Genomic DNA, 20,568 nt, shown 5'->3' with positions numbered 1-20,568 from the left:
CGATGAGGCCGCCAGATATGGGGCACCCGGCACCCGGTTTTGTGGCTAGGAGATTTGAACCAGGGTGGCCAGGACTTCGGTGGGAGCTTCTTCGGCGAAGTGGGATTTGATCTTGGTGGCGATGGAGGGGGAGACTACGGCGGTCAGGGCGTCGTGGGTCGCCTGCTTGATGCCGCGGACGCTGCCGAAGTGCTGGACGAGCCGTTGGCGGGTGCGGGGGCCTACGCCGGGGATGGCGTCGAGTTCGGTCTCGCGGTCGCGGATCTGGCGGCGCTTGCGGTGGTAGGTGACGGCGAAGCGGTGGGATTCGTCGCGGATCTTCTGGACTAAGTGGAGGACGGGGCTGCGGCGGTCGAGGACTACGGGGTCGTTCTCCTGGCCGTAGACGTAGATGATCTCTTCCTTCTTGGCGATGGAGGCGAGGGGTTGGAGGGTGACGCCGATCTCGGCGAGGGCGTCGGCGGCGGCGTGGAGTTGGCCTAGGCCGCCGTCGATGAGGATCAGGGAGGGAAAGTCTTTTTTGTCGTCGAGGAGGCGCTTGTAGCGGCGGTGGATGATCTCGCGCATGGAGGCGAAGTCGTCGACGCCGGAGACGGTCTTGACCTGGAACTTGCGGTAGTCAGACTTCTTCATTGTGCCGTCTTCCCAGACCACCATGGAAGCGACGGTTTCGGCACCCTGGATGTGGGAGATGTCGAAGCACTCGATTCTTTTCGGCAACTCTTCGAGGGTCAGCGCGTCTTGCAGGGCTTGCTGGATGGCCTTCTGGTTGGGTTGTAGGACGCGGAAGCGCTGGTCGTAGGATTGGCGGGCGTTCTGGCCGACCAGGTCGACTAAGGAGCGTTTGTCGCCGCGGCGGGGGGCGGCGATCTCGATACGGTGGCCGACTTTCTCGGAGAGGACATCGGTCAGGATTGCGCGGTCGGGGAAGTCGACCGGGAGAAGGATAGAGCGGGGGATGTAGGACTGATCGAGGTAGAGCTGCTTGAGCAGAGCGGAGAAGAAGGCGGAGGGGCTGAAGGATTGGCCGGGTTCTTCGATGGGGGTGTGCTGGAGGATGGGGGGGGCTTCGGTGATCTCGGGGGCGGACTGGGTGGGGTTGGGTTCTGCTTGAGAGGACTGGCTTTCCTGGGAGAAAGATTCGAGCGGCTCAGGCTGGGAGAGGGTATCGGGGTCCTTCGACTCCGTTCGTCGCAAAGAGCGCGACGAACTCCGCTCAGGATGACGGAGTTGATGTTGGGTTTCGTCTGTAGAACTATCGGCGTCGGGGTCTTCGTTGAGGGATTCGCCGAAGAAGGCGTTCATCTCGGGGAGGTCTTCCCAGAAGAACTCGCGGCGGTCGACGATCTTGCCGCCACGCATGTGGAAGAGGTTGACGGCGAGCATCTGGTTCTCGAAGTGGAAGCCGAAGACGTCGGCGTCTTCGTTGTCGGCGGTGGCGATGCGCTGCTTGTCCTGCATCTGGTGGACGGTGACGACCTGGTCGCGGAGGCGGGCGGCCAGTTCGAAGTGCTCGGCTTCGGCGGCGGCGGACATGCGGGAGGTGAGTTTGCGCTCGAGCTCTTCGGTGCGGCCTTCGAGGAAGAGCTGGACGTCGCGGACGGTCTCTTTGTAGGCCTCGGGGGTGACGAAGCCTTCGACGCAGGGGCCGAGGCAGCGCTTGATGTAGAACTGCAGGCAGGCGCGGGGGTGGTAGCGGTTCAGGTCGATCTTGCAGCTGGGGATGAGGAAGCTGCGGTGGATGAGGTCGACCAGCCTGTAGGCGAGGTTGCCAGGGAAGTAAGGCCCGAAGTAGGCGCTGCCGTCCTTGCGCAGGCGTCGGGTGACGAAGACTTTGGGGAAGCGCTCGTTGAGGGTGAGCTTGATGTAGGGGTAGGTCTTGTCGTCGCGCAGCAGGATGTTGAAGCGTGGCTTGCGCTGCTTGATGAGGTTGTTTTCGAGGGCGAGGGCCTCGCGCTCGTTGTCTACGGTGATGTATTCGACGTCGACGGCCTCGCGCATCAGCGAGCCGGTCTTGGCGTTCATCTGGTTCGCTTCGAGGAAGTAGGAGCGGACGCGCGCGCGAAGGTTCTTGGCCTTGCCGACGTAGATGACCTCGCCTTCGGCGTTCTTGTAGAGGTAGCAGCCGGGGAGGGTGGGGATTGTGCGGATTTTGGCAAGGAGATCCATTTGGGGCTGATTCAAGTGTAGATGGAAGACAGGGGGTAGGGTGCAGGGTGTAGGCGGCGAGGGAGAAGGGATAAGGGAAAGGCGGGTTTGCGGAGGATAGCGGGCTTCTGTTTCACCTTCGCGTGGATCAGGCCGGTGGGTGAGGGATTTGTCGCTCGGAAAAAGTTGTTGGGAAAAATTGACTGGTTTGTGGGGAAAAAATGCTTTGCGATGTTGGGGCGGAAGTTGGGGGATTTTGCGAAAGATTGGCAAAGGTCTGATTAGAAGCGGCTTAGTTGATCTAGCCAACGACGGATGGAGGTTTGCATCTAAAGAGAAGTAATACCGAACGTGGAGAACGACTATGAAAACTTACGCTTCTGGTAGGGTGCGGGTGCAGTCAGCATCGCGCACGATGTATACGGCGGGGATCTTTGCCGCCGGAGTTCTGGCGATGGGCTTAGGCGTGACCGGATGCGCTTCGAAGAACTACGTGAAGGCACAGACTGGCCCTCTGGTTCAGCAGACGAACGAGCTGGATGCAAAGACGGCGGCGGACCACCGGGCGATTGGCGACACGGATGACCGGGCCCAAAAGGGAATCGCTGGCGCACAGGCTTCGGCGGACGCAGCGAATCAGCACGCCAATGCTGCTGGCGAAGCCGCGAACGCCGCTGGACAGAATGCGCAGGATGCTTACAACCGCGTGGACACTCTGAGCGGCGTGGTTGCGAACCTGGATAACTACAAACCGGTCTCGGATGTGAGTGTCACGTTCGCCTTCGACAAGGCTGTGCTTACGGCGGCGGATAAGAAGCAGTTGGATGACTTTGCGGCCAATTTGAATAGCACAAAGGGCTATTTGCTGGAAGTTACGGGCGGAACTGACTCTACTGGGGACGCTCAATACAACTATCAGCTCAGCCAACGCCGCGCGGATGCTGTAGTTAATTACTTAGCGACTCAATACAACGTTCCTCCGCACAAGTTTTATCTGATCGGCATTGGTAAAGATCAGCAGGTTGCATCCGATAAGACAGCTACGGGGCGCGCTAAGAATCGCAGAGTTGAAGTGAAGTTGATGAGCAATATGGGCCAGCAATCTCAGCCGTCAAGTTCTACAGTTCCGAGCGGTGGGCAATAAAACGCCGCCAACAAGCTGCATTACCAAACCTCGCCTTACCTCCGCACGACCAACCCGCTTACGGGGCGAATCGGGAAACCTCCGGATCCGCTTTCCCTCCCACCGCGACGGAACCGCTTGTATAGGGTTCCGTTAGCCTCTTTAACGGTATGGTTCAGGGTGTAGTGCTGCGGCGGGTGAGGAGGTAGTAGACGGCCAGGATGGCTGAGGTGAGGATGACCCAAAGGAATTGGTACCAGTAGAAGAATGGGAAGCCGAAGAGCGCTGGGATGGAGCGGGTGTAGAGCTGAGGGAAGCAGAGGCCTAAATAGGGTAGGAGTAGAAGAAACTTCCAGGCGCGGGGCGTTCCGGATTGGGTGGTCGGGGGCATCGCTGTTTTATTGTGGCATGGGATTCTTGTGGCTGAAAGGTTTCAGGGGTTTGGGTGATGTGGGATCGCTCGGGGTCCTTCGAGTGCTCTTCTTGCGGTGAGGCTGCAAGAAGCTTCGCTCAGGATGACGGAGGTTTACTGAAAACTGACAACTATAAATGCGGGGATTCTTCGCTTCGCTCAGAATGACGGCCGTGGAGGCGAGTGATACGGCAGCGGGTCGGGATGGGTGGTGAAGATGCTGTAGGCTTTTCGTAGCTGGGGAGGGCTTGCTGCTTGGGGGCGATGGAAGAAAGAGAAGATGCGTTTGCTGAAGCTGTTGCGATCATGGCGCGTCTGCGGGGGCCGGATGGGTGTCCTTGGGACCGTGAGCAGACCTTCGACAGCATTAAGCGGCATACGCTGGAGGAGACCTACGAGGTCTTCGACGCGATCGAGCGCCGGGCATGGCCGGATTTGAAAGATGAACTGGGCGATCTGTTGCTGCAGGTGCTGTTTTATTCGCAGATGGCAGCGGAGGCTGGGTACTTCGATATCCATGATGTTGCGGCGAACCTGAACGCGAAGTTGATCCGGCGACATCCGCATATCTTTTCCCGAGAGACGGGGGGAGGTGTCACGGCGACCGACGCGGATGCGGTGCTGCGGAACTGGGAACAGATCAAGCTGGAGGAGAAGAAGGCGGCTGGAATGAAAGCAGCTTCGCTGCTGGATGAGGTGCCTCGCGCTATGCCGCCGCTGCTGGAGGCGGGAAAGCTGGGGTCGAAAGCGGCTAAGGTGGGCTTCGACTGGCCGAACGCGGATGGGCGGGCGACAGAGTTGTTCGAGAAGCTCGATGAAGAGATTGAAGAGTTGAAGGCTGAGGTTGCAACCGGCTCGCGCGAGTTAATGGAAGCGGAGCTTGGCGATCTCCTGTTTACGGCAGTGAATTTGGCGCGGCATTTGAAGGTCGATCCGGATGCGGCGCTGCGTGGGGCGAATGCGAAGTTTCGGCGGCGATTTGCGGGGATGGAAGCGGAGGCGGGAGAGGACGGGCTGCGTGGGAAGAGTGCGGTGGAGCTGGAAGCGTTTTGGGTGAAGGCAAAGAGGCAAGGGGCTCCTTCGCAGACGATAGGGATCGGTAATGGAGAAGAAAGCGGATCCTCCGACTTCGTCGAAGGATGACAAGGGTATGGGGCCCAAGGACAGCCTGGAAATCATGCCAAGAATGAAAGACAAAATGCGGGGGTCTCTCCACTGCGCCGCGCGATAAGGCTGCGCGGCTCCGGTCGAGATGACGATTTTCTAGAATAGGGGTAAGAGAGTCCGATGGAAGGTCCGAACGGCGATGTCTTGATCCGAATGGCGGCGGGGCTGGAGGAGTTTCAACAGTGCGTCGATATCCAGGGTGCTGTTTGGGGGTATGAAGATAGCGATATCGTGCCGCGGAGGATGTTTCTGCTGGCGATGAAGATCGGCGGCCAGGTGGTGGGTGCATTCGCTGGCGATGGGAAGATGATCGGATTCGCGATGGCGCTGCCGGCTTATCGCGAGGGGACGGCTTATCTGCACTCGCACATGCTGGCGGTGCTGCCGGAGTATCGCAACGCGGGGCTTGGACGCCGACTGAAGCTGGCGCAGAGGGATGACGCGATCGCCAGAGGTATCGAGAGGATGGAGTGGACTTACGATCCGCTGGAGACGAAGAATGCGTATCTGAACATCGCGAAGCTGGGGGCGATCTCGCGGCGGTATGAGGCGAATTTTTATGGGGCGTCGACTTCTGTGCTGCAGGGCGGGCTGCCGACCGATCGGCTGTATGCGGAGTGGTGGCTGCGGTCGGAGCGGGTGGAGAACGTTCTAAGTGGTGAAGCGGCTACGGTTGAGCCGCTGGAGCGAGTGGTCGTCCCGAAGCAAGTTGCCGAATGGAAGGCTGCGGCTGAGCTGCGACCGCGCGCGGAGGCGGTGCAGACGGCGAACCGCATCGCCCTGCAGGACGCGTTTGCCACGGGATTAGCGATTGTCGGGTACGAGCGCGATGCCGAGGGGAACGGCGTGTTTTTGCTGGGGAATTTGGAAAAGTCCACAACTCTGGGCGTGGATGTCCGATAGGATAGATGGAGTTCGCACCTGAGTCGATCTCGAAGCTGTTGCCGCCGCTTGCCGCTCCCCGAAGCAGTTCACCCCACGAAAACAACAGGACAGGAACTATGTCGACGATCACGATCGATGCCATTCACCTTCGCGAGATCAACCTTCCACTAGCGCATCCGTTTGAGACGAGCTTCGGCGTGACCGACGCGCGCCGCATCCTACTGGTCGAGATCGAGTCTGAGGGACTCACGGCCTGGGGCGAGTGTGTCGCGGGCGAGCACCCTTACTTCTCCGACGAGACCGTCGACACGGCCTGGGGAGTGATGACAGGCGAATTGGTTCCGAGCCTGTTGAATGCGGGAGAGAAACTCCGCGGTGGAGGGAACTGTCCGCACATCTTTGGGCAGGTGCGCGGGCACCGCATGGCCAAGGCGGCCATTGAGAACGCGGTGTGGGACCTGGAATCGCAGCGGAACGGTGTGAGCCTGGGTTTCCTGTTGGGAGGCGTTCGCGAGGTGATTCCATGCGGCGTGTCGATCGGATTACAGAGCTCGCTGCCGAAGCTGATGGAGAAGATTGAGACGGAGCTTGCGGCGGGGTATCAGCGGATCAAGCTGAAGTGCAAGCCGGGGCACGATACGAAGATGTTTGAGGCGGTGCGGAACCGCTGGCCTGACATTACGCTGAGCTGCGATGCGAACTCGGCTTACCGGATGAAGGACTTCGACCACATCATCGAGTGGGACGCGTTCAACCTGCTGATGATCGAGCAGCCGATGTGGTACGACGACTTTTATTTTCACTCGATGCTGCAGAAGCGGCTGGACACCTCAATCTGTTTAGACGAGTCAATCCGCAATCGCCGGGATGCGCTGGCTGCGATCGATATGGAGTCGTGCCGGATCATCAACATCAAGAATGGGCGGGTGGGCGGCTTCAGCGAGGCGATTGCGGTTCATAACGTCGCGGCAGAGCGAGGCGTGCCGGTGTGGTGCGGCGGCATGCTGGAGACGGGCATTGGGCGGGCGCATAACATCGCGCTGTCGTCGCTGCCCAACTTTACGCTGCCCGGGGATGTATCGGCATCGAAGCGGTATTGGTCGGAGGACATCATCGAGCCCGAGGTGACGGTAAGCAGCGCGGGTGAGATTGTGGTCCCGCAGGTGGCAGGGATGGGCTTTGAGGTGCGACGGGACCGGATAGAAAAGCTGACTGTGCGACGGGAGACGATGAAGGCTCGGGCGCGGGAGTTGGTGTAGGCGTTGTCGCGATACTGAAGGAAGCGAAGTTAGTAGCTAAATCAGCGCGCAGACGCGAGGGTGGTTCGCGATGCCGTTAGCTTTGTCGCTTGCTCAGAAGCGTACCTCAGCGGCTAAAGCCGCGAAACGAACGGAAGTCTTACGGGCACGGTTGAAGCCGTGCGCTTAGGCAAGACCGCTTTGTTCCCATGACTAGTCGCAGATATCGGAGATATCAAGAGCTAGTATTTCCTCCGCTACCTTGGCAGAGGTGTGTTGAGCAGAAGGTGGATGGCGTCCTGGTAGCTTATGGGGCCGGGCATGGACTGGAAGTCCAGCGAGTGGAACTCCTTTTTGACAGCGATGGTTTTGACCATGAGGGCGCGTGCGGTGACTTCCTCATGGAAGCTGGTCATGTTCCAGCGTGAGCCGGCGGCTGATGCCTGGTCGAGGTCGAGCTTGCCACCCGGATAAATGTGGGCAAGGACGCCCCAGCCGAAGTTTACGGGCCGGAAGATTTCACCGGTCATGTGGACGATGGTCTTTGCGTTGGCGTCGATCCAGATGCGGCCGCGAAGGCCGGTAAGGGCTTCGCTGGTGGTGTTGGGCGGATTGAACGCGGGGTCGGGTGCGTAGTCGATGACGACCTGGGGCGCGGAGCTCTCGGGGCTGGGCGTCTGGTCCGGGGCATAGGTGAAGATCATCGCATTCGGCATGATCTTGATCATGTCGATGGCCATCTTCTTGGAGCTGTTCTCGTTCTTGACGTGACGCGCGTACTCGGAGGGATGATCGAGCAGGGCGGTGAGGCGGTCGCGCTCTGCCTGGTCCTCTTCGGGCGTGAGCGGGCGATTGTCGCGCATGATCAGGCGGGCTACTGCGCCGTCTTTTGACTCGATGACATCGCGGAGCTCGTCGCCTTTGTCGTCGATGGCGCGCTGACGATAGCGGATGTAGGAGCCGGAGTGGTTGATGATGTCGATCTCTTTGGCGGCGGCGTCGACTGCCCATGACTTTGCGGGGGCGGAGACGAAAGAAGTGTGCTGGGCCGGCAGAAGCGGTGACATTGCAACGCAGAGGGTGAGCGAGGCGAAGCGCATAGATTTGTTTCGGGTTGAGATACGACACCTCTTGGGAATAGGCGAGCGCCTTTGAGCGATGATGCAAGGATCGCATGAGGTAAGACGTTCTTGCAGCGAACAAGGTTGCGGTTTGCAGGTTGGGGATGGCTTGGGTATAGTTCGGGCTAACACGAGAAAGCCAAGGGAGACTCCATAAGCATGAAGCCAGCAGAAGCGACCACGGTGATTGGGCGTTCGGTAACGATCCACGGCGAGATTACGGGCGGAGAAGATCTTTACCTGGATGGGTCGGTGCAGGGAACGCTGACGCTGGCGGGAAACCGGCTGACAGTGGGGCCAAACGCGCATATCGTCGCGGACCTGGAGGTTCGGGACATCGTGGTGTACGGACGAGTCGAAGGGAACATCAAGGCATCGGGGCGAGTGGACCTGAGGCAGACCGCCGAGGTCACGGGCGATATTCTGACTTCGCGCCTGTCGATCGAAGAGAAGGCTTCGATTCGTGGGCGCGTGGATGTGGGAACGGCCACTCCTGGTGGAGCTGCGGCGAAGGCGCCTGCCGTGACGGACGCGCCCTTGTTCGGCGAAGGGAAGGTCTAGCCGGGTCTGGCACTAGAGTGCTACTAGACCAGCGGCGTGTGCGGCTCTAGACTGTGGACAGATCCCCATGCTGAATTTCTTTGGCAATCACGGTTCCACCAGCGAACGCGAGGAAGCCGCTCGAGAGTCGCGCAAGTCGAGCGGATGGGCGCAGTTGCAGAAGCATCTTGCGACGAATGAAGGACTGCGGATCCTCGATATCGGGCCTACTTCGGCGATCAACATCAATTACATTACGAGCCTTGGCCACAGCATCTACATGGCGAACCTTGTTGACGAAGCGGCGAAGCCTGAATACATGGTCGCTGGCGAGGATAGCGAAGCGAAGCACTTCGATGTGGAGCGGTTCGTGAAGTCCAACCTGGACTTTGCGGGGCGGATGTTCGATGTGGTCACGTTCTGGGATACCGCGGATTATCTGCCTGCGCCGCTGCTTGCGCCGGTGATCGATCGAATCCATGAGGTCATGCTGCCGGGCGGTGTGCTGCTGGGGTTCTTTCACTCCAAAGTGAATGCGGGCGAGGTGAGATTCTCGCGTTATCACCTGACACCGACCGATGCGATCGATATTCAGCGCACCGGGGCCCATCCTATCCTGCATGTGTATAACAATCGGCAGATTGAAAAGCTGCTGCATGCGTTCAGCGGATATCGATTTTTTCTGGCGAAAGATAATTTGAGCGAAGTGCTGGCGACTCGTTAAGTAGTGACGTAGCGATGTACGGCGTTAAAGCGGAAAGGCACCTGGAGAGATCCGGGCGCCTTTTTTCTCGATCGCGCTGTGTGGGTAACGGCCTGATTTGCGGGCCGGATACTTTTATGGGGAAAGTTATTTTGATGCGAGTTTCTTGCGCTCAGCCCAACGCTTCTTCATGGCGTCGGCGATGGCCTTGCGCCCTTCAGGGCTTAGCTTGCGCTTCGTCGTCTTGGCAGTCGCCTTGAGCGGCGCTGTTGCAACGATCTTTGTGGTGGCGTTCTTGCTGCCCTTCGGCCGCCCACGCTTCGCCCCGGTCTTTACTGGTGCGGGAGCCGATGATGTTCCAGAGATGATATCGCGTGCCTGCTGCAGCTTCGCGATCTGAGAATCAATTTCCGCAAGAATCAGACTTACATCCACTTGACGCCTCCTAAAAAATCGCGTCTCGCAAGTTATCCAGCAAAGAGCTAAGTATCGCGACTTCTTTGAAAGAAGATACAGAAATATAGTTAGGTTTGCAATTGTCAAGTGGAAAAGGTGCTAAGAAGTACACGGATTATTCTTTCGATACGGGAATAATCGCATCCGCTTCAAAGCCATCCACGTCGCTCTCTTCGATGGCTTCTTCAGTTTCGCTGGGCGCTTTGATCAAATCCTTATCGTGGTTGTCGAATATCTCGAAGCGTACATCCCCAAGCCGCTGGAACCTGCTATGTTCCTCAATCGATCGACGAAGGTCGCGAAGCGTGCCTTCACGGTCGCGCGAAAACTCTCTGGCCATGCGGCTTAACGCATAGGTCATGACATCGCTGTGATGCAGGTCATGCATCTCAGGCGACTTACGCAAGCTTAGCCAGAGACGATGGACCAACTGGACTTCGCGCTGTTCAATGGCTGGAGCGTGTGGGCCAATGTGGAAGCTGATAGCCTCGCCTTCGGGCTTGACGACGTAAAAGGTGAACTGCCGCTTGGGCTCGGGGAGTTGCTCCCACGCCTGCCCTGTGTGATAGGCCTGTTCCTGCGCGGTCAGCTTAGAAGAGAGCCCGCAGACCACGGCACCCGCTTCGAGCGACTTCGCGGTCTGGACGAGCGCCGCGAAGATATCTCCGGCGGGAACGACGAGGAGCGAGATATGTTTGCCAAAGCTTTCGGCGACGGAGACGGCCTTGGTGAAGAGCATCTGCTCGTGTTCGCTAAAGAGCTGATCGTCAGGGCTCAGATAATCCGGGCCGCCTGCGCCCATCATGCGCGCAGCTAAAACGACTAGATCCTGCTCGTCGGTATTCGTGCGGGATAGCGCCCACTTGAGAGCGAAAGGAGCACCGGCGTCGCGCATGGAGACGATGACTGCACCGGGGCGGATGTCGAGAGCTTCGGTGCCGATGTCGTCGCGGTGCTCAAGCTGGAAGTGTTCCTTCATCTGCCGCGTGGCGACATCGTGACGTCTCTTATTGTCGCGTTCGGAGAGCGAGAAGATGACGAAGAAGGTTGCGGCGAATAAGACTCCGCTGACGGTCGCGACCGATTTAGTAAACAGATTGACGATTGCGGTGGTGAGAAGAACCAGAAATACGGAGAGAAGTCCGAGCGGAATTTCGGTCTTGCCCACCTTGATATTTACGGGAACCTTCCAGCCACGCTCGCCGTGGTATTTGAAGCGAAGTACCAGCATGGCGAGCGAGTTGAAGGTGAAGCTCCAGATGACGCCGAAGGCGTAGGCCTCGCCGAGCATGATGACGTTGCCGCGGGTGACGAGGATGGTGAAGAGCTGCAGCAGGACGACGAGATTGACGATGCGATAGCTGGTGCCGAATTTGTGCTGCGGCTTGCGGAACCAGTCGGACAGGACACCGTCTTCAGCGACACGCATGAGGACGCCGGTTGAGCCGACGATGGCGGTGTTTACCGCTCCGCCGAGGATGAGGAAGCCTACGATGACGACGAAGATGCGGAAGGCGATGCGAGCAGCGAGCGGGCCAACCATGAACATCGCCATGCCGGCGATGAGGTTGTCGCGATAGACCGAGACGCGGACGGCGTCGGGGATAATCATGACCGCAAGGAGCGAGCCGATGCCGGTGAAGATGAAGCTATAGATGGCGATGACGATGGCGGCACGCTTGAGGTTCTTGAGCTTGGGGTGCTCGATCTCTCGGTTGACCTGGGCGAGGGACTCTTCGCCGCTCATGGCAAGCACGGAGTGGCCGAAGGCCATGATGACGCCGAAGAGGCCGAGGGTCTTGGCGAAGCTGGTGTTCTTGAGGAAGCCGAGGGCGTCGTTTGAGAAGTGCAGATTTGCCGGGACAGGTAGCGGAGGTAGATGAGCTCCGGTGCGCAGGACGGTGAAGAAGCCCCAGGAGAGAAGCAGGACCACCATGACGGTGGTGATCTTCATGACCTTGAGGGCCTTGTCGCTCGACTCTTCGATGCCCTTGATGTTCTGCCACCAGAAGTAGACGGTGACGAGTCCCGCGAAGACGGCGGAGGTGCCGTCCACGGGGAGTTGGCGAGCGACGCCGCTGGTGTGGGTGAAGGCACCGTGGATCCAATGGTGATTGGAGCCAAGCCGCAGCAGCTCATTGAGAAGACCGACGATGTACTGGCCGGCGGAGACACCGGAGATAGGGCCGGTGAGGATGTAGTCGAACATCAGCGCGGAGACGCTGAGCTTGGCGAAGGTGCCGCCGAGGGCCTCCTTCACGATGCGATAGACGCCGCCGCGGGTGAACATGCTGCAGCTTTCGACGTAGACGGCGCGGACGGCGAAGCTGAAGAGCATGACGCCGAGGATGAACCAGGGAGCGGACTTCCCGACCGCCTCTTCGGCGATGCCACCGGCGTAGAAGGCGGAGGAGCCGAGGTCGTTGAGAACGATGGCTGCGGCGCGCCAGAAGGAGATGAATGTCAGCATCACGGAGGATGCGACGACAAGGCGAATGCGGCCTGAGGGCGGGCGGTTTACAGTTTGGGAGGAGTTTTGCCGGGCTGGCGGGCTGGTCTTCATGGACTATGCGGGATCCGTAAAACGCGCTGTCGCGCCGAATACGAAAGAAACTCTGCGAGGAATCGGTAGCTTCAAGACTATTCCTCTTCGCCGATCAGTTCTGTCAAATCTTCGAAGAAACTGATGAGAACAACGACGGCCGATCCCAGGAGTCCGAAGAAAAAGAGCGGGACGAGAATCTTCGAGACGATGTGGATAAGCGGATCCATGTACACCGATTGTAACTCCAGTCAATTTCCCGGTGGTAAGTTAGAACTCGATGCGATCCATTGCTATGCGAAGCTGGGCGCTTGCGGCGCTTTCCGGTCTACTCCAGATTCTGCCTTTTCCAATAGCTGGGCCAATCCCACTTTGGCGTACTGCGTTCGCCTGGATAGGGTTATTGCCACTGTTGTATGCGCTGCTGGCTGACGACCGGCGTGGAGAGCGGCTTTCGCCGTGGCAGAGTGCGCTCCTCGGCTACCTGAGCGGGGTGATCTGGTATGCGGGGAATTGTTACTGGATCTACCAGACAATGTATCTCTACGGCGGGTTGCCGAAGCCGGTGGCGCTGGGGATCTTGGTCCTCTTTGCGCTGTACCTTGGGCTTTACCATGCTCTGTTTGGGGCGGTGGTGGGAGGGTTGCGGCGGGCTGGATTCGGGCGGAACGCTGTGCTGTTGCTGGTGCCGTTTGCCTGGGTTGCGGTCGAGCTGGCCCGGGCGAGGATTACGTCGTTTCCGTGGGACCTGCTGGGGATGACGCAGGTGGACAACCCTCTGCTGTCGAGGCTGGCTCCGGTTACTGGAGTCTATGGGCTTTCGTTTGTGGTTGCGCTGGTGAATACGTTGTGGCTGCTGCGAGTGAAGGTCCAGGGGCGCAGGATGATGCGGCCGGCTTTGGCTGTTGCGGCGGTGGCTCTATGTGTCGGTTATGTCGTTGGGGTCCATGCTTTGCCGGAGGTGAAGCTAAGTCCGCCAACCGGAGCGGCGACGCTGGTGCAGGAGAACCTTTCTGTGGGGGCGGAGCAGAAGGGGCTGCCCGAAAGTATCGGGCAGAAGTTGGAGTCGTTTTCGCACTTGAGTACGCATCCTTCGCCGACGTTTCTGGCAGGGATCCCGGAGATGGCCGGGACGCCCGAGGTGGTGATCCTGCACCGCGGAGGGATGGACGCGCAAGAGGTTCCCGAGGCCCAAGACCAGACGCAGACGTGGACGCCGAAGACGGATTTGATCGTGTGGCCGGAGGCTCCCTCGGAGTTCTATACGACGGAACCGGAGTTTCTGGAAGCGATGCATCGGCTGGCGGATTCGAGTAAGTCGCTGCTGATTATCGGCAGCCTGGGAATCGCGCCGAATCCTGATCCGGCGAATGGGCGGCCTTATCTTCTCTATGACTCAGCGGCATTCTTCCGGCCGAACGACGCGGGAATCTCGCGGTACGACAAGATCCACCTGGTGCCGTTTGGCGAATATATTCCGTTCAAGAGTCTACTGGGATTTGCCCATAAGCTGACTGCCGGAGTGGGCGATATGGACCGGGGGACGCAGCGGACGGTCTATCAGATTGGCGGACACACTTATGCGGCGTTTGTCTGCTATGAGTCGATCTTCGGGGATGAGGTACGGCAGTTTGTGAAGAACGGAGCGCAGGTGCTGGTGAATATCTCGGACGATGGATGGTACGGAGATACGGGCGCGGCGTGGCAGCATCTGAACATGGTGCGGATGAGGGCGATTGAAAATCACCGGTGGATTCTGCGGTCGACGAATACCGGCGTGACGGCTGCGATCGATCCTGCGGGACGGGTGACGGCGGCGGCTCCGAGGCATGTGAGGACAAGTCTCCATGTGGCGTTTGGGTATGAGGACGATGAGACGTTTTATACGCGGTGGGGAGATCTGTTTGCGTATGGGTGTGTGGTGGTGATGGCGGCGGCGGGTTTGGTGAGTGGAGCGACGAATAAAAGTGCATACCCCAGGGGCTGAAGCCCGCGGTTGTGGCAGGCGTCAGGGCCAAGGCTGAAGCCTTGGCTTACCTAGAAGCAAAGGTAAGAACAATGCAAAAGCCGAAACAGATCCTCCGCTGCGCGAAGGATGACAAGGGCGGATGACAAGGGCGGATGACAAGGGCGTATGACAAGGGCGTATGACAAGGGCGTGGGAATTGTTACGTGTCATTCACCCAGCAATGTCAGGCAATTGGCTGCGAAATGGAAACCACAAGATTGCCGTAAACTAGAGGGATGATTAGCGATCTCGAATACTCCTACTCCCCAGTGCGCGATAAAGTTCGTGAGCTGCGGGAGTATCTTTGACTCTGCCCGCCTGAAGCGTGAACTCGCCACAATCGAAGAGAAGACATCCGATCCGAGCGTTTGGGCGGATGCGGCGCGTTCGCAGCCGTTGATGCGGGAGCGAAAGCGGCTGGAGACGCTGCTGGCCGATGACGCGGAACTGGAACGGCGTAGCGACGATATCGAGGCCTACTTCGAACTTGCCAAAGAGGGCGAAGACACTGAGCCTGATCTGGTTCGAGAGATTCCGGCGCTGGTGGAGTTTGCCGAGAAGCTGGAGTCGAAGACGATGCTCTCGGGCGAGACCGATCCGCTGAACGCCATCGTCGTCGTGCATCCGGGCGCGGGTGGGACGGAGAGCCAGGACTGGGCGGAGATGCTGATGCGGATGTATATCCGCTGGGCGGAGCGCGAGGGCTTCAAGGCGGAGCTGAACGAGATCCAGGACGGCGACGAGGCGGGCATCAAGTCGGCGACGTTTACGATCACGGGCGAGTTCGCGTTTGGGTTGCTCTCGGGAGAGACGGGCGTGCACCGGTTGGTGCGGATCTCGCCGTTCGACTCAGCGAAGCGGCGGCATACGAGCTTTGCGTCGGTCTTCGTGTCCCCTGAGATCGACGATACGATTGTGATCGACATCAAGACGGAAGACCTGCGGATCGATACGTATCGCTCTGGCGGCAAGGGCGGGCAGCATGTGAATACGACCGACTCCGCGGTACGGATTACGCATATTCCGACTGGGCTGGTGGCGGGGTGCCAGAATGAGCGGTCGCAGCATAAGAACAAAGAGCGTGCGATGAAGATGCTGCGCTCGCGGCTGTATGAGTACGAGCTGGATAAGAAGAAGGCGATCACGAAGAAGCTTGAGGATTCGAAGCTGGATATCGGGTTTGGATCGCAGATTCGGAGCTACGTGCTTCAGCCTTACCGGATGGCGAAGGACCTGAGGACGCGGGTCGAGGTGGGTGATGTGGACCGTGTGCTCGATGGGTATCTGGAGCCGTTTATTCGCGGGTATCTGCGGATGCGGCGCGAGGGGAACTTCCCGGCGGCAGCGGCGGATGACGACGATCTGGGCTAGATCTTTGCACTAGACCCTGGTGACATCTGTCACGAGCGATTGTGACAGATGCTTCTTTGTTCCTGAGGCTGCGAGGCAGATACTCCTTCCATACCGGGAAGCTTTTGAGATTGCCGGGTGGAGGCGTGATGGCGACTGCAGCAGTGACTAAACCTGACTATGGCGTGGATGCACCGGCGGTGCTGCGCAATCTCTTTCTGTTCGGCTCTGCGTGCCTGTTCGCCGCTGGAGTGATTCATGCGCCGATCCATATAGGCAATGTGATCCTCTCGCTCCACAGCATGTTTCTCTGGACCGGGGTGGCACTCGTGGTGGAGGGATTTCTCTACCTGCTCTATGTGAAGGTAGGGAAGATGCACCATCGCGATTCCATGCTTGCGTTTCATGCGTGGCGCGGAGATGAACAGGTGCTCGATGTGGGATGTGGGCGCGGACTGCTGCTGATCGGCGCGGCCAAGCGGGTGGGCAGCGCAGGACGCGCGACTGGAATCGACATCTGGTCGACGGTGGACATGGGCGGAAACGCGATGGCAGCTACGCAGAAGAACATTGAGCTGGAGGGCGTGGCTGATCGCTGTACGCTGGTGAGTGCCGGAGCGCAGGAGATGCCATTCGGGGATGGTTCGTTCGACGTGATTGTGTCGAATCTGTGTCTGCACAACATTTATGACAAGCCGACAAGGCAGAGGGCGCTGGCGGAGATTGTGCGGGTGCTGAAGCCCGGCGGACAGGCGATTCTGTCGGACTACAAGTTGACCTCGCAGTATGGGGCGTACCTGCGTGGGGCGGGTTTTGAGGTGGCAAAGAAGAGGGGAAGTATGTGGGCCACGTTTCCGCCGCTTACTGTGGTGGTGGCTCGTAAGCCGGCTGCCTAAGGATTTTCAGTTCCTTGTGGTTGCATTGCGCATCCAAAAGGCAAAGATATTGGAGGCAGGGACCGATGGCTGTGGCGGACGGAGAGAATGCGGAGCTGGTGAAGCAGTTGCTGGCGTTGATCGAGGGCAAGCAGGCGCATGTCGATCTCGAACGCGCGGTGAAGGACTTTCCAGAGGAGATGCGTGGGGTGGTGCCGGAGAAGCTGCCCTACTCGGCGTGGCAACTGATTGAGCATCTGCGGATCACGCAGCGCGACATCCTGGAGTTCTGTGCTCCGCCGACGGGCGGGTATCAGCCGATGGAGTGGCCGAAGGCGTATTGGCCGGAGTCTTCGGAGCCGCCTTACCCGGGGTCGTGGGATCAGACGCTGGCGGCAATCGAGAGCGACCGCCGGAAGTTTGAGGCTCTATTGCAGAAGCCGGGCGTGGATTTGTACAAGCCGTTTCGGTGGGGCGATGGGCAGAATCTGCTACGTGAGGCGATGTTGATTGCGGACCACAATGCGTATCATCTTGGGGAACTGGTGGTGTTGCGGCGGTTGTTGGGGATTTGGAAGTCGTAAAGGTCTAAAGGCAAGAGCGCAATGCGGGGGTCTCTCCGCTGCGCATCGCAATAAGGCCGCGATGCTTCGGTCGAGATGACGGTTTCGAGTATTGTGAGAGGTCGAAGTGAACGAGCCGGAAGTAATTCGAGCGATGCTCGGGGCGAAGACGATTGCCGTGGTGGGACTTTCGGCCGATGCGGAGAAGCCTAGCCACTATGTCTCGGAGTACATGCAGCGGCATGGTTATCGCATTGTTCCGGTGAATCCTTCGGTCGAAACGGTGCTGGGCGAGAAGAGTTATAAGTCGCTGAGCGACCTGCCGGAGAAGCCGGATCTGGTGAATGTCTTTCGGGGTGCGGCGGTGATTCCGCGCATTGTGGAAGAGATGGAGAGCCTGGGACTTTGTAACCTTTGGGTGCAGTTGGGAATCATAAACGTGGAAGCTGCCGAGAAGGCGGAGGCCAGCGGCATCCGCGTAGTTATGGATCATTGCATTATGGTTGAGCATCGCCGGATGTCATGAGCGGATGTTCCAGGTTTCTCTTCTCGTGATTGAGAAGTTTGGCGCGGCGACCGATCAGCGTACCTCAGCGGCTAAAGCCGTCTTTGCCGCTGGACTTGTGTTGGCACGGCTGACGCCGTGCTCTTATGCAAAACGGTCTATGACTACAGCATCTGGATTTATCTGTTCGTCCTACAAATTCATTGGTTCAGCCTACAATTGGGGTTCATGAAGATTCGTACGTATCTCTCCATCTTGTTAGTCGCGATGTGTGCCATCGCGACTTCGGCGCAAGCCCAGCTTACGACGGTCGGCGACGGTGGGCCGGGGCCGGTGAAGGCGCAGCACCTGACGGCGGAGCTTGTGACGCTTGGGTCGACGATTGCGCCCGGAAGCACGCTGCAGGCCGGGCTGGTGCTGACCATGGAACAGCATTGGCATGTGTACTGGGTGAACGCTGGCGACTCGGGTGAGCCGCCGCACATCAAGTGGACGCTGCCTCCGGGGTTGTCGGTGGGGCCATTGCAGTTTCCCGCGCCGAGCCGTCTGCCGCTGGGTCCCCTGATGGACTTTGGATACGAAGACACGGCGGCATTCCCATTTACCTTTACTGCCTCGCCAAAGATGAAGCCGGGCCAGGTGCATGTCGATGCGCTGACCGACTGGTTGGTGTGTGCGCAGGTCTGCATTCCCGGCAAGGCGCATCTAGGGCTGACGCTGATGGTTGGGCCGGCGGGTGCTCCGGTTGCGCCTGCGGGCGCTCTTGGTGAGGCTCTGAGTCTGTTGCCGAAGCCGCTGCCTGCGGATGCGCAGGTGACGGTGCTGGGCGGGAAGAAGCTGCTCGCCATCACGCTGAAGAGCTCGTCGATTACGAACGTGAATGTGGATGATGTTGAGTTCTATCCGTACGATATCGACGAGATTGCTAATGCGGCGGACCAGGATGTGACGGCCACGCCGGATGGCTTCCAGATGCGGATCGCGCGGGCAGACGAGAAGGCGAAGCTGCCGAAGGAGCTGCACGGGCTCCTGAAGTTGTCGGACACGGAGAGCTATGAGTTCACCTCGGCGGTGGTGCCGGGCGAGGTAGCACCTGCGCCGGTCAAGCATGCTGTGGCTTCGGGCGTGACGACGCTGGGGGCGATTGGGCTGGCGTTTTTTGGCGGGATCATTCTGAACCTGATGCCATGCGTCTTTCCGGTGCTGTTTTTGAAGGGGCTGGCGCTGGTGCAGTCGTCGGGCGAGGAGCGGAAGGAGCTTCGCCGCCATGGGCTGGTGTACACGCTGGGGATTCTTGTGTCGTTCTGGGCGATCGTCGGCGTGCTGCTGATTCTTCGTGCGGGCGGTAGCCAGGCGGGGTGGGGATTCCAGTTGCAGTCGCCGGCGTTCATCGTGGTGCTGGCTTCGTTCATCTTTTTCTTTGCACTGTCGCTGGCGGGAATGTTCGACATTGGATTGTCGCTGACCAGCGTCGGTGGCGAGCTTGCTCAGAAGCAGGGCTATACCGGAAGCTTCTTTACGGGAGTGCTGGCGACGGTGGTGGCTACACCTTGCACCGCGCCGTTGATGGGAGCGGCGATTGGGTTTGCGCTGGTGCAGCCGGCGTGGATCACGTTTGCGATCTTCACGGCGCTGGCGCTGGGACTGGCTATGCCCTATCTGCTGCTGAGCTTCCAGCCGGCGTGGACGAAGATTCTGCCACGTCCGGGCGCGTGGATGGAGATATTGAAGCAGTTGACGGCGGTGCCGTTGTTTGGGACGGCAATCTGGCTGGCTTATGTCTACGGAAGCTTGAACTCGGGCGGAGCAACCGATCCGAGCGAGGGCGTTTATAAGCTGTCGCTGCTGCTGGGATGCTTCCTGGTGCTGGCGGTCGCAGGGTGGGTGCTGGGCAAGTGGCCGGCGAAGTGGGGAAGTTTCGCTGCGGCTGTCGCGTTAATCGCGGTTGCGTTGGCTGTCCCGCTGTATCAGCCGAAGGACACGAACCTGGTGTGGGCTCCTTACTCGCAGGGGGCGCTCGATGCGGCGCGCAAGGATGGCAAGCCGGTGTTTATCGACTTCACGGCGGCCTGGTGTCTGAGTTGCCAGGTGAACGAGAAGCTGGTGCTTCATGCAGCGGATGTTCAGAAGCAATTGAGCGACCGCAACGTGGTGCTGCTAAGGGCGGACTGGACAAAGTACGACCCGGAGATTACGAAGGAGCTGGCTTCGCTGGGGCGGAGTGGGGTGCCCACCTACGTGATCTATCCAAGCGCGAAGGATGCAGCACCGGATGTGTTGCCGGAGCTGCTGGAGAAGGGGCTTGTGCTGGATGCGATCAAGAGGGATGCGGTGAAGTAGGCTGTCCTGCTTCGCCGTCTTCATGGTGGAGAAGACGGTGAAGCGGGCGGTTTACGTCCCACCCATACGATGAGACTGTATGGATGGGGCACCCGAAGGGTGGGTGCTTATACGCGACCTTCGAAGTAGGCGTCGGAGGCGATCTTGATCTGTTCGTCGCTGAGCTGGGCCTTCGTCTGACCTAACGACCAGATGTGGCCGTAGGGATCGACGAGCTGGCCGTAGCGGTCGCCCCAGAACTGGTCGGCGAGTTCCATCTTGATCAGAGCACCGGCGGCTACGGCGCGCTCCCAGAAGGCGTCGACGTCTTCGAGCACGAGGTGCAGGGTGATGGGCGAGCCGCCGAGGGCTTCGGGGACCATGGACTTGCCGCCCATCATGCCCGAGAAGTCGTCAGAGAGCATGATGCTGCCGCCGTTGATGAGCAGATGGGCGTGGGAGATCTGCTGCGTGGGCCCGGCGGTGTGACGGGTCAGCTCGATGGCATCGAAGGCGGACTTGTAGAAGTCGATGGCTGCGGCGGCGTCGGAGACGACGAGGTACGGGATCAGGGGTGGATAGGTCATGGCGCCTCTGTTGGGTCAGGATACGT

General features: G+C 59.4%; 19 protein-coding genes. 12 read left to right on the top strand and 7 right to left on the bottom strand.

Translation table 11 applies throughout. The annotated features are described in order from the left end of the window. Positions 1–45: 45 nt before the first annotated feature. Positions 46–2,169: an excinuclease ABC subunit UvrC gene (uvrC, locus tag OHL18_RS16540; protein ID WP_263375982.1), complete on the bottom strand. Its 2,124-nt coding sequence runs from the start codon at positions 2,167–2,169 to the stop codon at positions 46–48. 343 nt (positions 2,170–2,512) lie between these two features. Between uvrC and OHL18_RS16535 the strand changes: the two genes are divergently transcribed. Beyond that, positions 2,513–3,292 carry an OmpA family protein gene (locus OHL18_RS16535; RefSeq protein WP_317890508.1) on the top strand — a complete coding sequence of 260 codons (780 nt, stop codon included), beginning with the start codon at positions 2,513–2,515 and terminating at the stop codon, positions 3,290–3,292. A gap of 154 nt (positions 3,293–3,446) precedes the next feature. On the opposite strand, the gene OHL18_RS16530 is transcribed toward OHL18_RS16535, so the two are convergent. Then, positions 3,447–3,662 (bottom strand): DUF3311 domain-containing protein, encoded by a 216-nt coding sequence (locus tag OHL18_RS16530; protein ID WP_263375981.1) that lies wholly within the window; start codon positions 3,660–3,662, stop codon positions 3,447–3,449. 285 nt (positions 3,663–3,947) lie between these two features. Between OHL18_RS16530 and mazG the strand changes: the two genes are divergently transcribed. From mazG to menC, 3 genes are all read left to right on the top strand, one after another. Beyond that, positions 3,948–4,826 (top strand): nucleoside triphosphate pyrophosphohydrolase, encoded by an 879-nt coding sequence (gene mazG / locus OHL18_RS16525; protein WP_263375980.1) that lies wholly within the window; start codon positions 3,948–3,950, stop codon positions 4,824–4,826. Between the two features lie 144 nt (positions 4,827–4,970). Next, entirely contained in the window at positions 4,971–5,753 is a 783-nt protein-coding gene (locus OHL18_RS16520) for a GNAT family N-acetyltransferase (RefSeq protein WP_263375979.1), read from the top strand. A 107-nt stretch (positions 5,754–5,860) separates the two neighbouring features. Then, positions 5,861–6,994 (top strand): o-succinylbenzoate synthase, encoded by a 1,134-nt coding sequence (menC, locus tag OHL18_RS16515; protein WP_263376567.1) that lies wholly within the window; start codon positions 5,861–5,863, stop codon positions 6,992–6,994. 236 nt (positions 6,995–7,230) lie between these two features. On the opposite strand, the gene OHL18_RS16510 is transcribed toward menC, so the two are convergent. Further along, the gene (locus OHL18_RS16510) at positions 7,231–8,073 is read right to left on the bottom strand and encodes a hypothetical protein (RefSeq protein WP_263375978.1); all 843 of its coding nucleotides are present in this window, start codon (positions 8,071–8,073) and stop codon (positions 7,231–7,233) included. Positions 8,074–8,253: 180 nt separating this feature from the next. Here OHL18_RS16510 and OHL18_RS16505 point away from each other — a divergent pair, with 180 nt between their 5' ends. Beyond that, entirely contained in the window at positions 8,254–8,655 is a 402-nt protein-coding gene (locus tag OHL18_RS16505) for a bactofilin family protein (protein WP_263375977.1), read from the top strand. A 67-nt stretch (positions 8,656–8,722) separates the two neighbouring features. After that, positions 8,723–9,358 carry a methyltransferase domain-containing protein gene (locus OHL18_RS16500; protein WP_263375976.1) on the top strand — a complete coding sequence of 212 codons (636 nt, stop codon included), beginning with the start codon at positions 8,723–8,725 and terminating at the stop codon, positions 9,356–9,358. Positions 9,359–9,484: 126 nt separating this feature from the next. On the opposite strand, the gene OHL18_RS16495 is transcribed toward OHL18_RS16500, so the two are convergent. The 3 genes from OHL18_RS16495 to OHL18_RS16485 all read right to left on the bottom strand — a co-directional run bounded on the left by OHL18_RS16495 (position 9,485) and on the right by OHL18_RS16485 (position 12,565). Beyond that, positions 9,485–9,772, bottom strand: coding sequence for a hypothetical protein (locus tag OHL18_RS16495; RefSeq protein WP_263375975.1), 288 nt, complete (start codon positions 9,770–9,772; stop codon positions 9,485–9,487). Positions 9,773–9,908: 136 nt separating this feature from the next. Further along, complete coding sequence (locus OHL18_RS16490) at positions 9,909–12,356, bottom strand: APC family permease (protein ID WP_263375974.1); 2,448 nt, start codon at positions 12,354–12,356, stop codon at positions 9,909–9,911. Between the two features lie 77 nt (positions 12,357–12,433). Next, complete coding sequence (locus tag OHL18_RS16485) at positions 12,434–12,565, bottom strand: hypothetical protein (RefSeq protein WP_263375973.1); 132 nt, start codon at positions 12,563–12,565, stop codon at positions 12,434–12,436. Positions 12,566–12,615: 50 nt separating this feature from the next. On the opposite strand from OHL18_RS16485, the gene lnt reads away from it, so the two are divergent. The 6 genes from lnt (at position 12,616) to OHL18_RS16455 (ending at position 19,976) form a co-directional block, all read left to right on the top strand. Further along, entirely contained in the window at positions 12,616–14,322 is a 1,707-nt protein-coding gene (gene lnt, locus OHL18_RS16480) for an apolipoprotein N-acyltransferase (protein ID WP_263375972.1), read from the top strand. Positions 14,323–14,579: 257 nt separating this feature from the next. Further along, positions 14,580–15,714 (top strand): peptide chain release factor 2 gene (gene prfB / locus OHL18_RS16475; protein ID WP_263375971.1). Its coding sequence is split into 2 segments (ribosomal slippage): positions 14,580–14,648 and positions 14,650–15,714, totalling 1,134 coding nucleotides; the frame shifts between segments, so codons are not numbered across the junction. Positions 15,715–15,842: 128 nt separating this feature from the next. Beyond that, on the top strand, positions 15,843–16,589 hold the full coding sequence (locus tag OHL18_RS16470) for a class I SAM-dependent methyltransferase (protein ID WP_263375970.1): 747 nt from the start codon (positions 15,843–15,845) through the stop codon (positions 16,587–16,589). Positions 16,590–16,654: 65 nt separating this feature from the next. Continuing rightward, entirely contained in the window at positions 16,655–17,152 is a 498-nt protein-coding gene (locus OHL18_RS16465; RefSeq protein ID WP_263375969.1) for a DinB family protein, read from the top strand. 106 nt (positions 17,153–17,258) lie between these two features. Further along, positions 17,259–17,657, top strand: coding sequence for a CoA-binding protein (locus tag OHL18_RS16460; RefSeq protein WP_263375968.1), 399 nt, complete (start codon positions 17,259–17,261; stop codon positions 17,655–17,657). Between the two features lie 207 nt (positions 17,658–17,864). After that, a complete protein-coding gene (locus OHL18_RS16455) occupies positions 17,865–19,976 on the top strand; it encodes a protein-disulfide reductase DsbD family protein (protein ID WP_263375967.1) in 2,112 nt (703 codons plus the stop codon). 107 nt (positions 19,977–20,083) lie between these two features. On the opposite strand, the gene OHL18_RS16450 is transcribed toward OHL18_RS16455, so the two are convergent. After that, the gene (locus OHL18_RS16450) at positions 20,084–20,542 is read right to left on the bottom strand and encodes a VOC family protein (RefSeq protein ID WP_263375966.1); all 459 of its coding nucleotides are present in this window, start codon (positions 20,540–20,542) and stop codon (positions 20,084–20,086) included. Positions 20,543–20,568: the final 26 nt, after the last annotated feature.

The organism is Granulicella aggregans, from assembly GCF_025685565.1.
Lineage (GTDB): Bacteria > Acidobacteriota > Terriglobia > Terriglobales > Acidobacteriaceae > Edaphobacter > Edaphobacter aggregans_B.
This window is presented reverse-complemented; position numbering and strand designations above follow the sequence as displayed.

Excerpts from the sequence above, each read along its gene's own strand:
- OHL18_RS16530 (WP_263375981.1), bottom strand. The coding sequence starts at position 3,662 with ATGCCCCCGACCACCCAATCCGGAACGCCCCGCGCCTGGAAGTTTCTT.
- OHL18_RS16450 (WP_263375966.1), bottom strand. The coding sequence starts at position 20,542 with ATGACCTATCCACCCCTGATCCCGTACCTCGTCGTCTCCGACGCCGCC.
- OHL18_RS16535 (WP_317890508.1), top strand. The coding sequence starts at position 2,513 with ATGAAAACTTACGCTTCTGGTAGGGTGCGGGTGCAGTCAGCATCGCGC.
- OHL18_RS16510 (WP_263375978.1), bottom strand. The coding sequence starts at position 8,073 with ATGCGCTTCGCCTCGCTCACCCTCTGCGTTGCAATGTCACCGCTTCTG.
- OHL18_RS16470 (WP_263375970.1), top strand. The coding sequence starts at position 15,843 with ATGGCGACTGCAGCAGTGACTAAACCTGACTATGGCGTGGATGCACCG.
- OHL18_RS16490 (WP_263375974.1), bottom strand. The coding sequence starts at position 12,356 with ATGAAGACCAGCCCGCCAGCCCGGCAAAACTCCTCCCAAACTGTAAAC.
- uvrC (WP_263375982.1), bottom strand. The coding sequence starts at position 2,169 with ATGGATCTCCTTGCCAAAATCCGCACAATCCCCACCCTCCCCGGCTGC.
- OHL18_RS16500 (WP_263375976.1), top strand. The coding sequence starts at position 8,723 with ATGCTGAATTTCTTTGGCAATCACGGTTCCACCAGCGAACGCGAGGAA.
- OHL18_RS16455 (WP_263375967.1), top strand. The coding sequence starts at position 17,865 with ATGAAGATTCGTACGTATCTCTCCATCTTGTTAGTCGCGATGTGTGCC.
- lnt (WP_263375972.1), top strand. The coding sequence starts at position 12,616 with ATGCGATCCATTGCTATGCGAAGCTGGGCGCTTGCGGCGCTTTCCGGT.
- OHL18_RS16520 (WP_263375979.1), top strand. The coding sequence starts at position 4,971 with ATGGAAGGTCCGAACGGCGATGTCTTGATCCGAATGGCGGCGGGGCTG.
- mazG (WP_263375980.1), top strand. The coding sequence starts at position 3,948 with ATGGAAGAAAGAGAAGATGCGTTTGCTGAAGCTGTTGCGATCATGGCG.
- OHL18_RS16485 (WP_263375973.1), bottom strand. The coding sequence starts at position 12,565 with ATGGATCCGCTTATCCACATCGTCTCGAAGATTCTCGTCCCGCTCTTT.
- OHL18_RS16505 (WP_263375977.1), top strand. The coding sequence starts at position 8,254 with ATGAAGCCAGCAGAAGCGACCACGGTGATTGGGCGTTCGGTAACGATC.
- OHL18_RS16465 (WP_263375969.1), top strand. The coding sequence starts at position 16,655 with ATGGCTGTGGCGGACGGAGAGAATGCGGAGCTGGTGAAGCAGTTGCTG.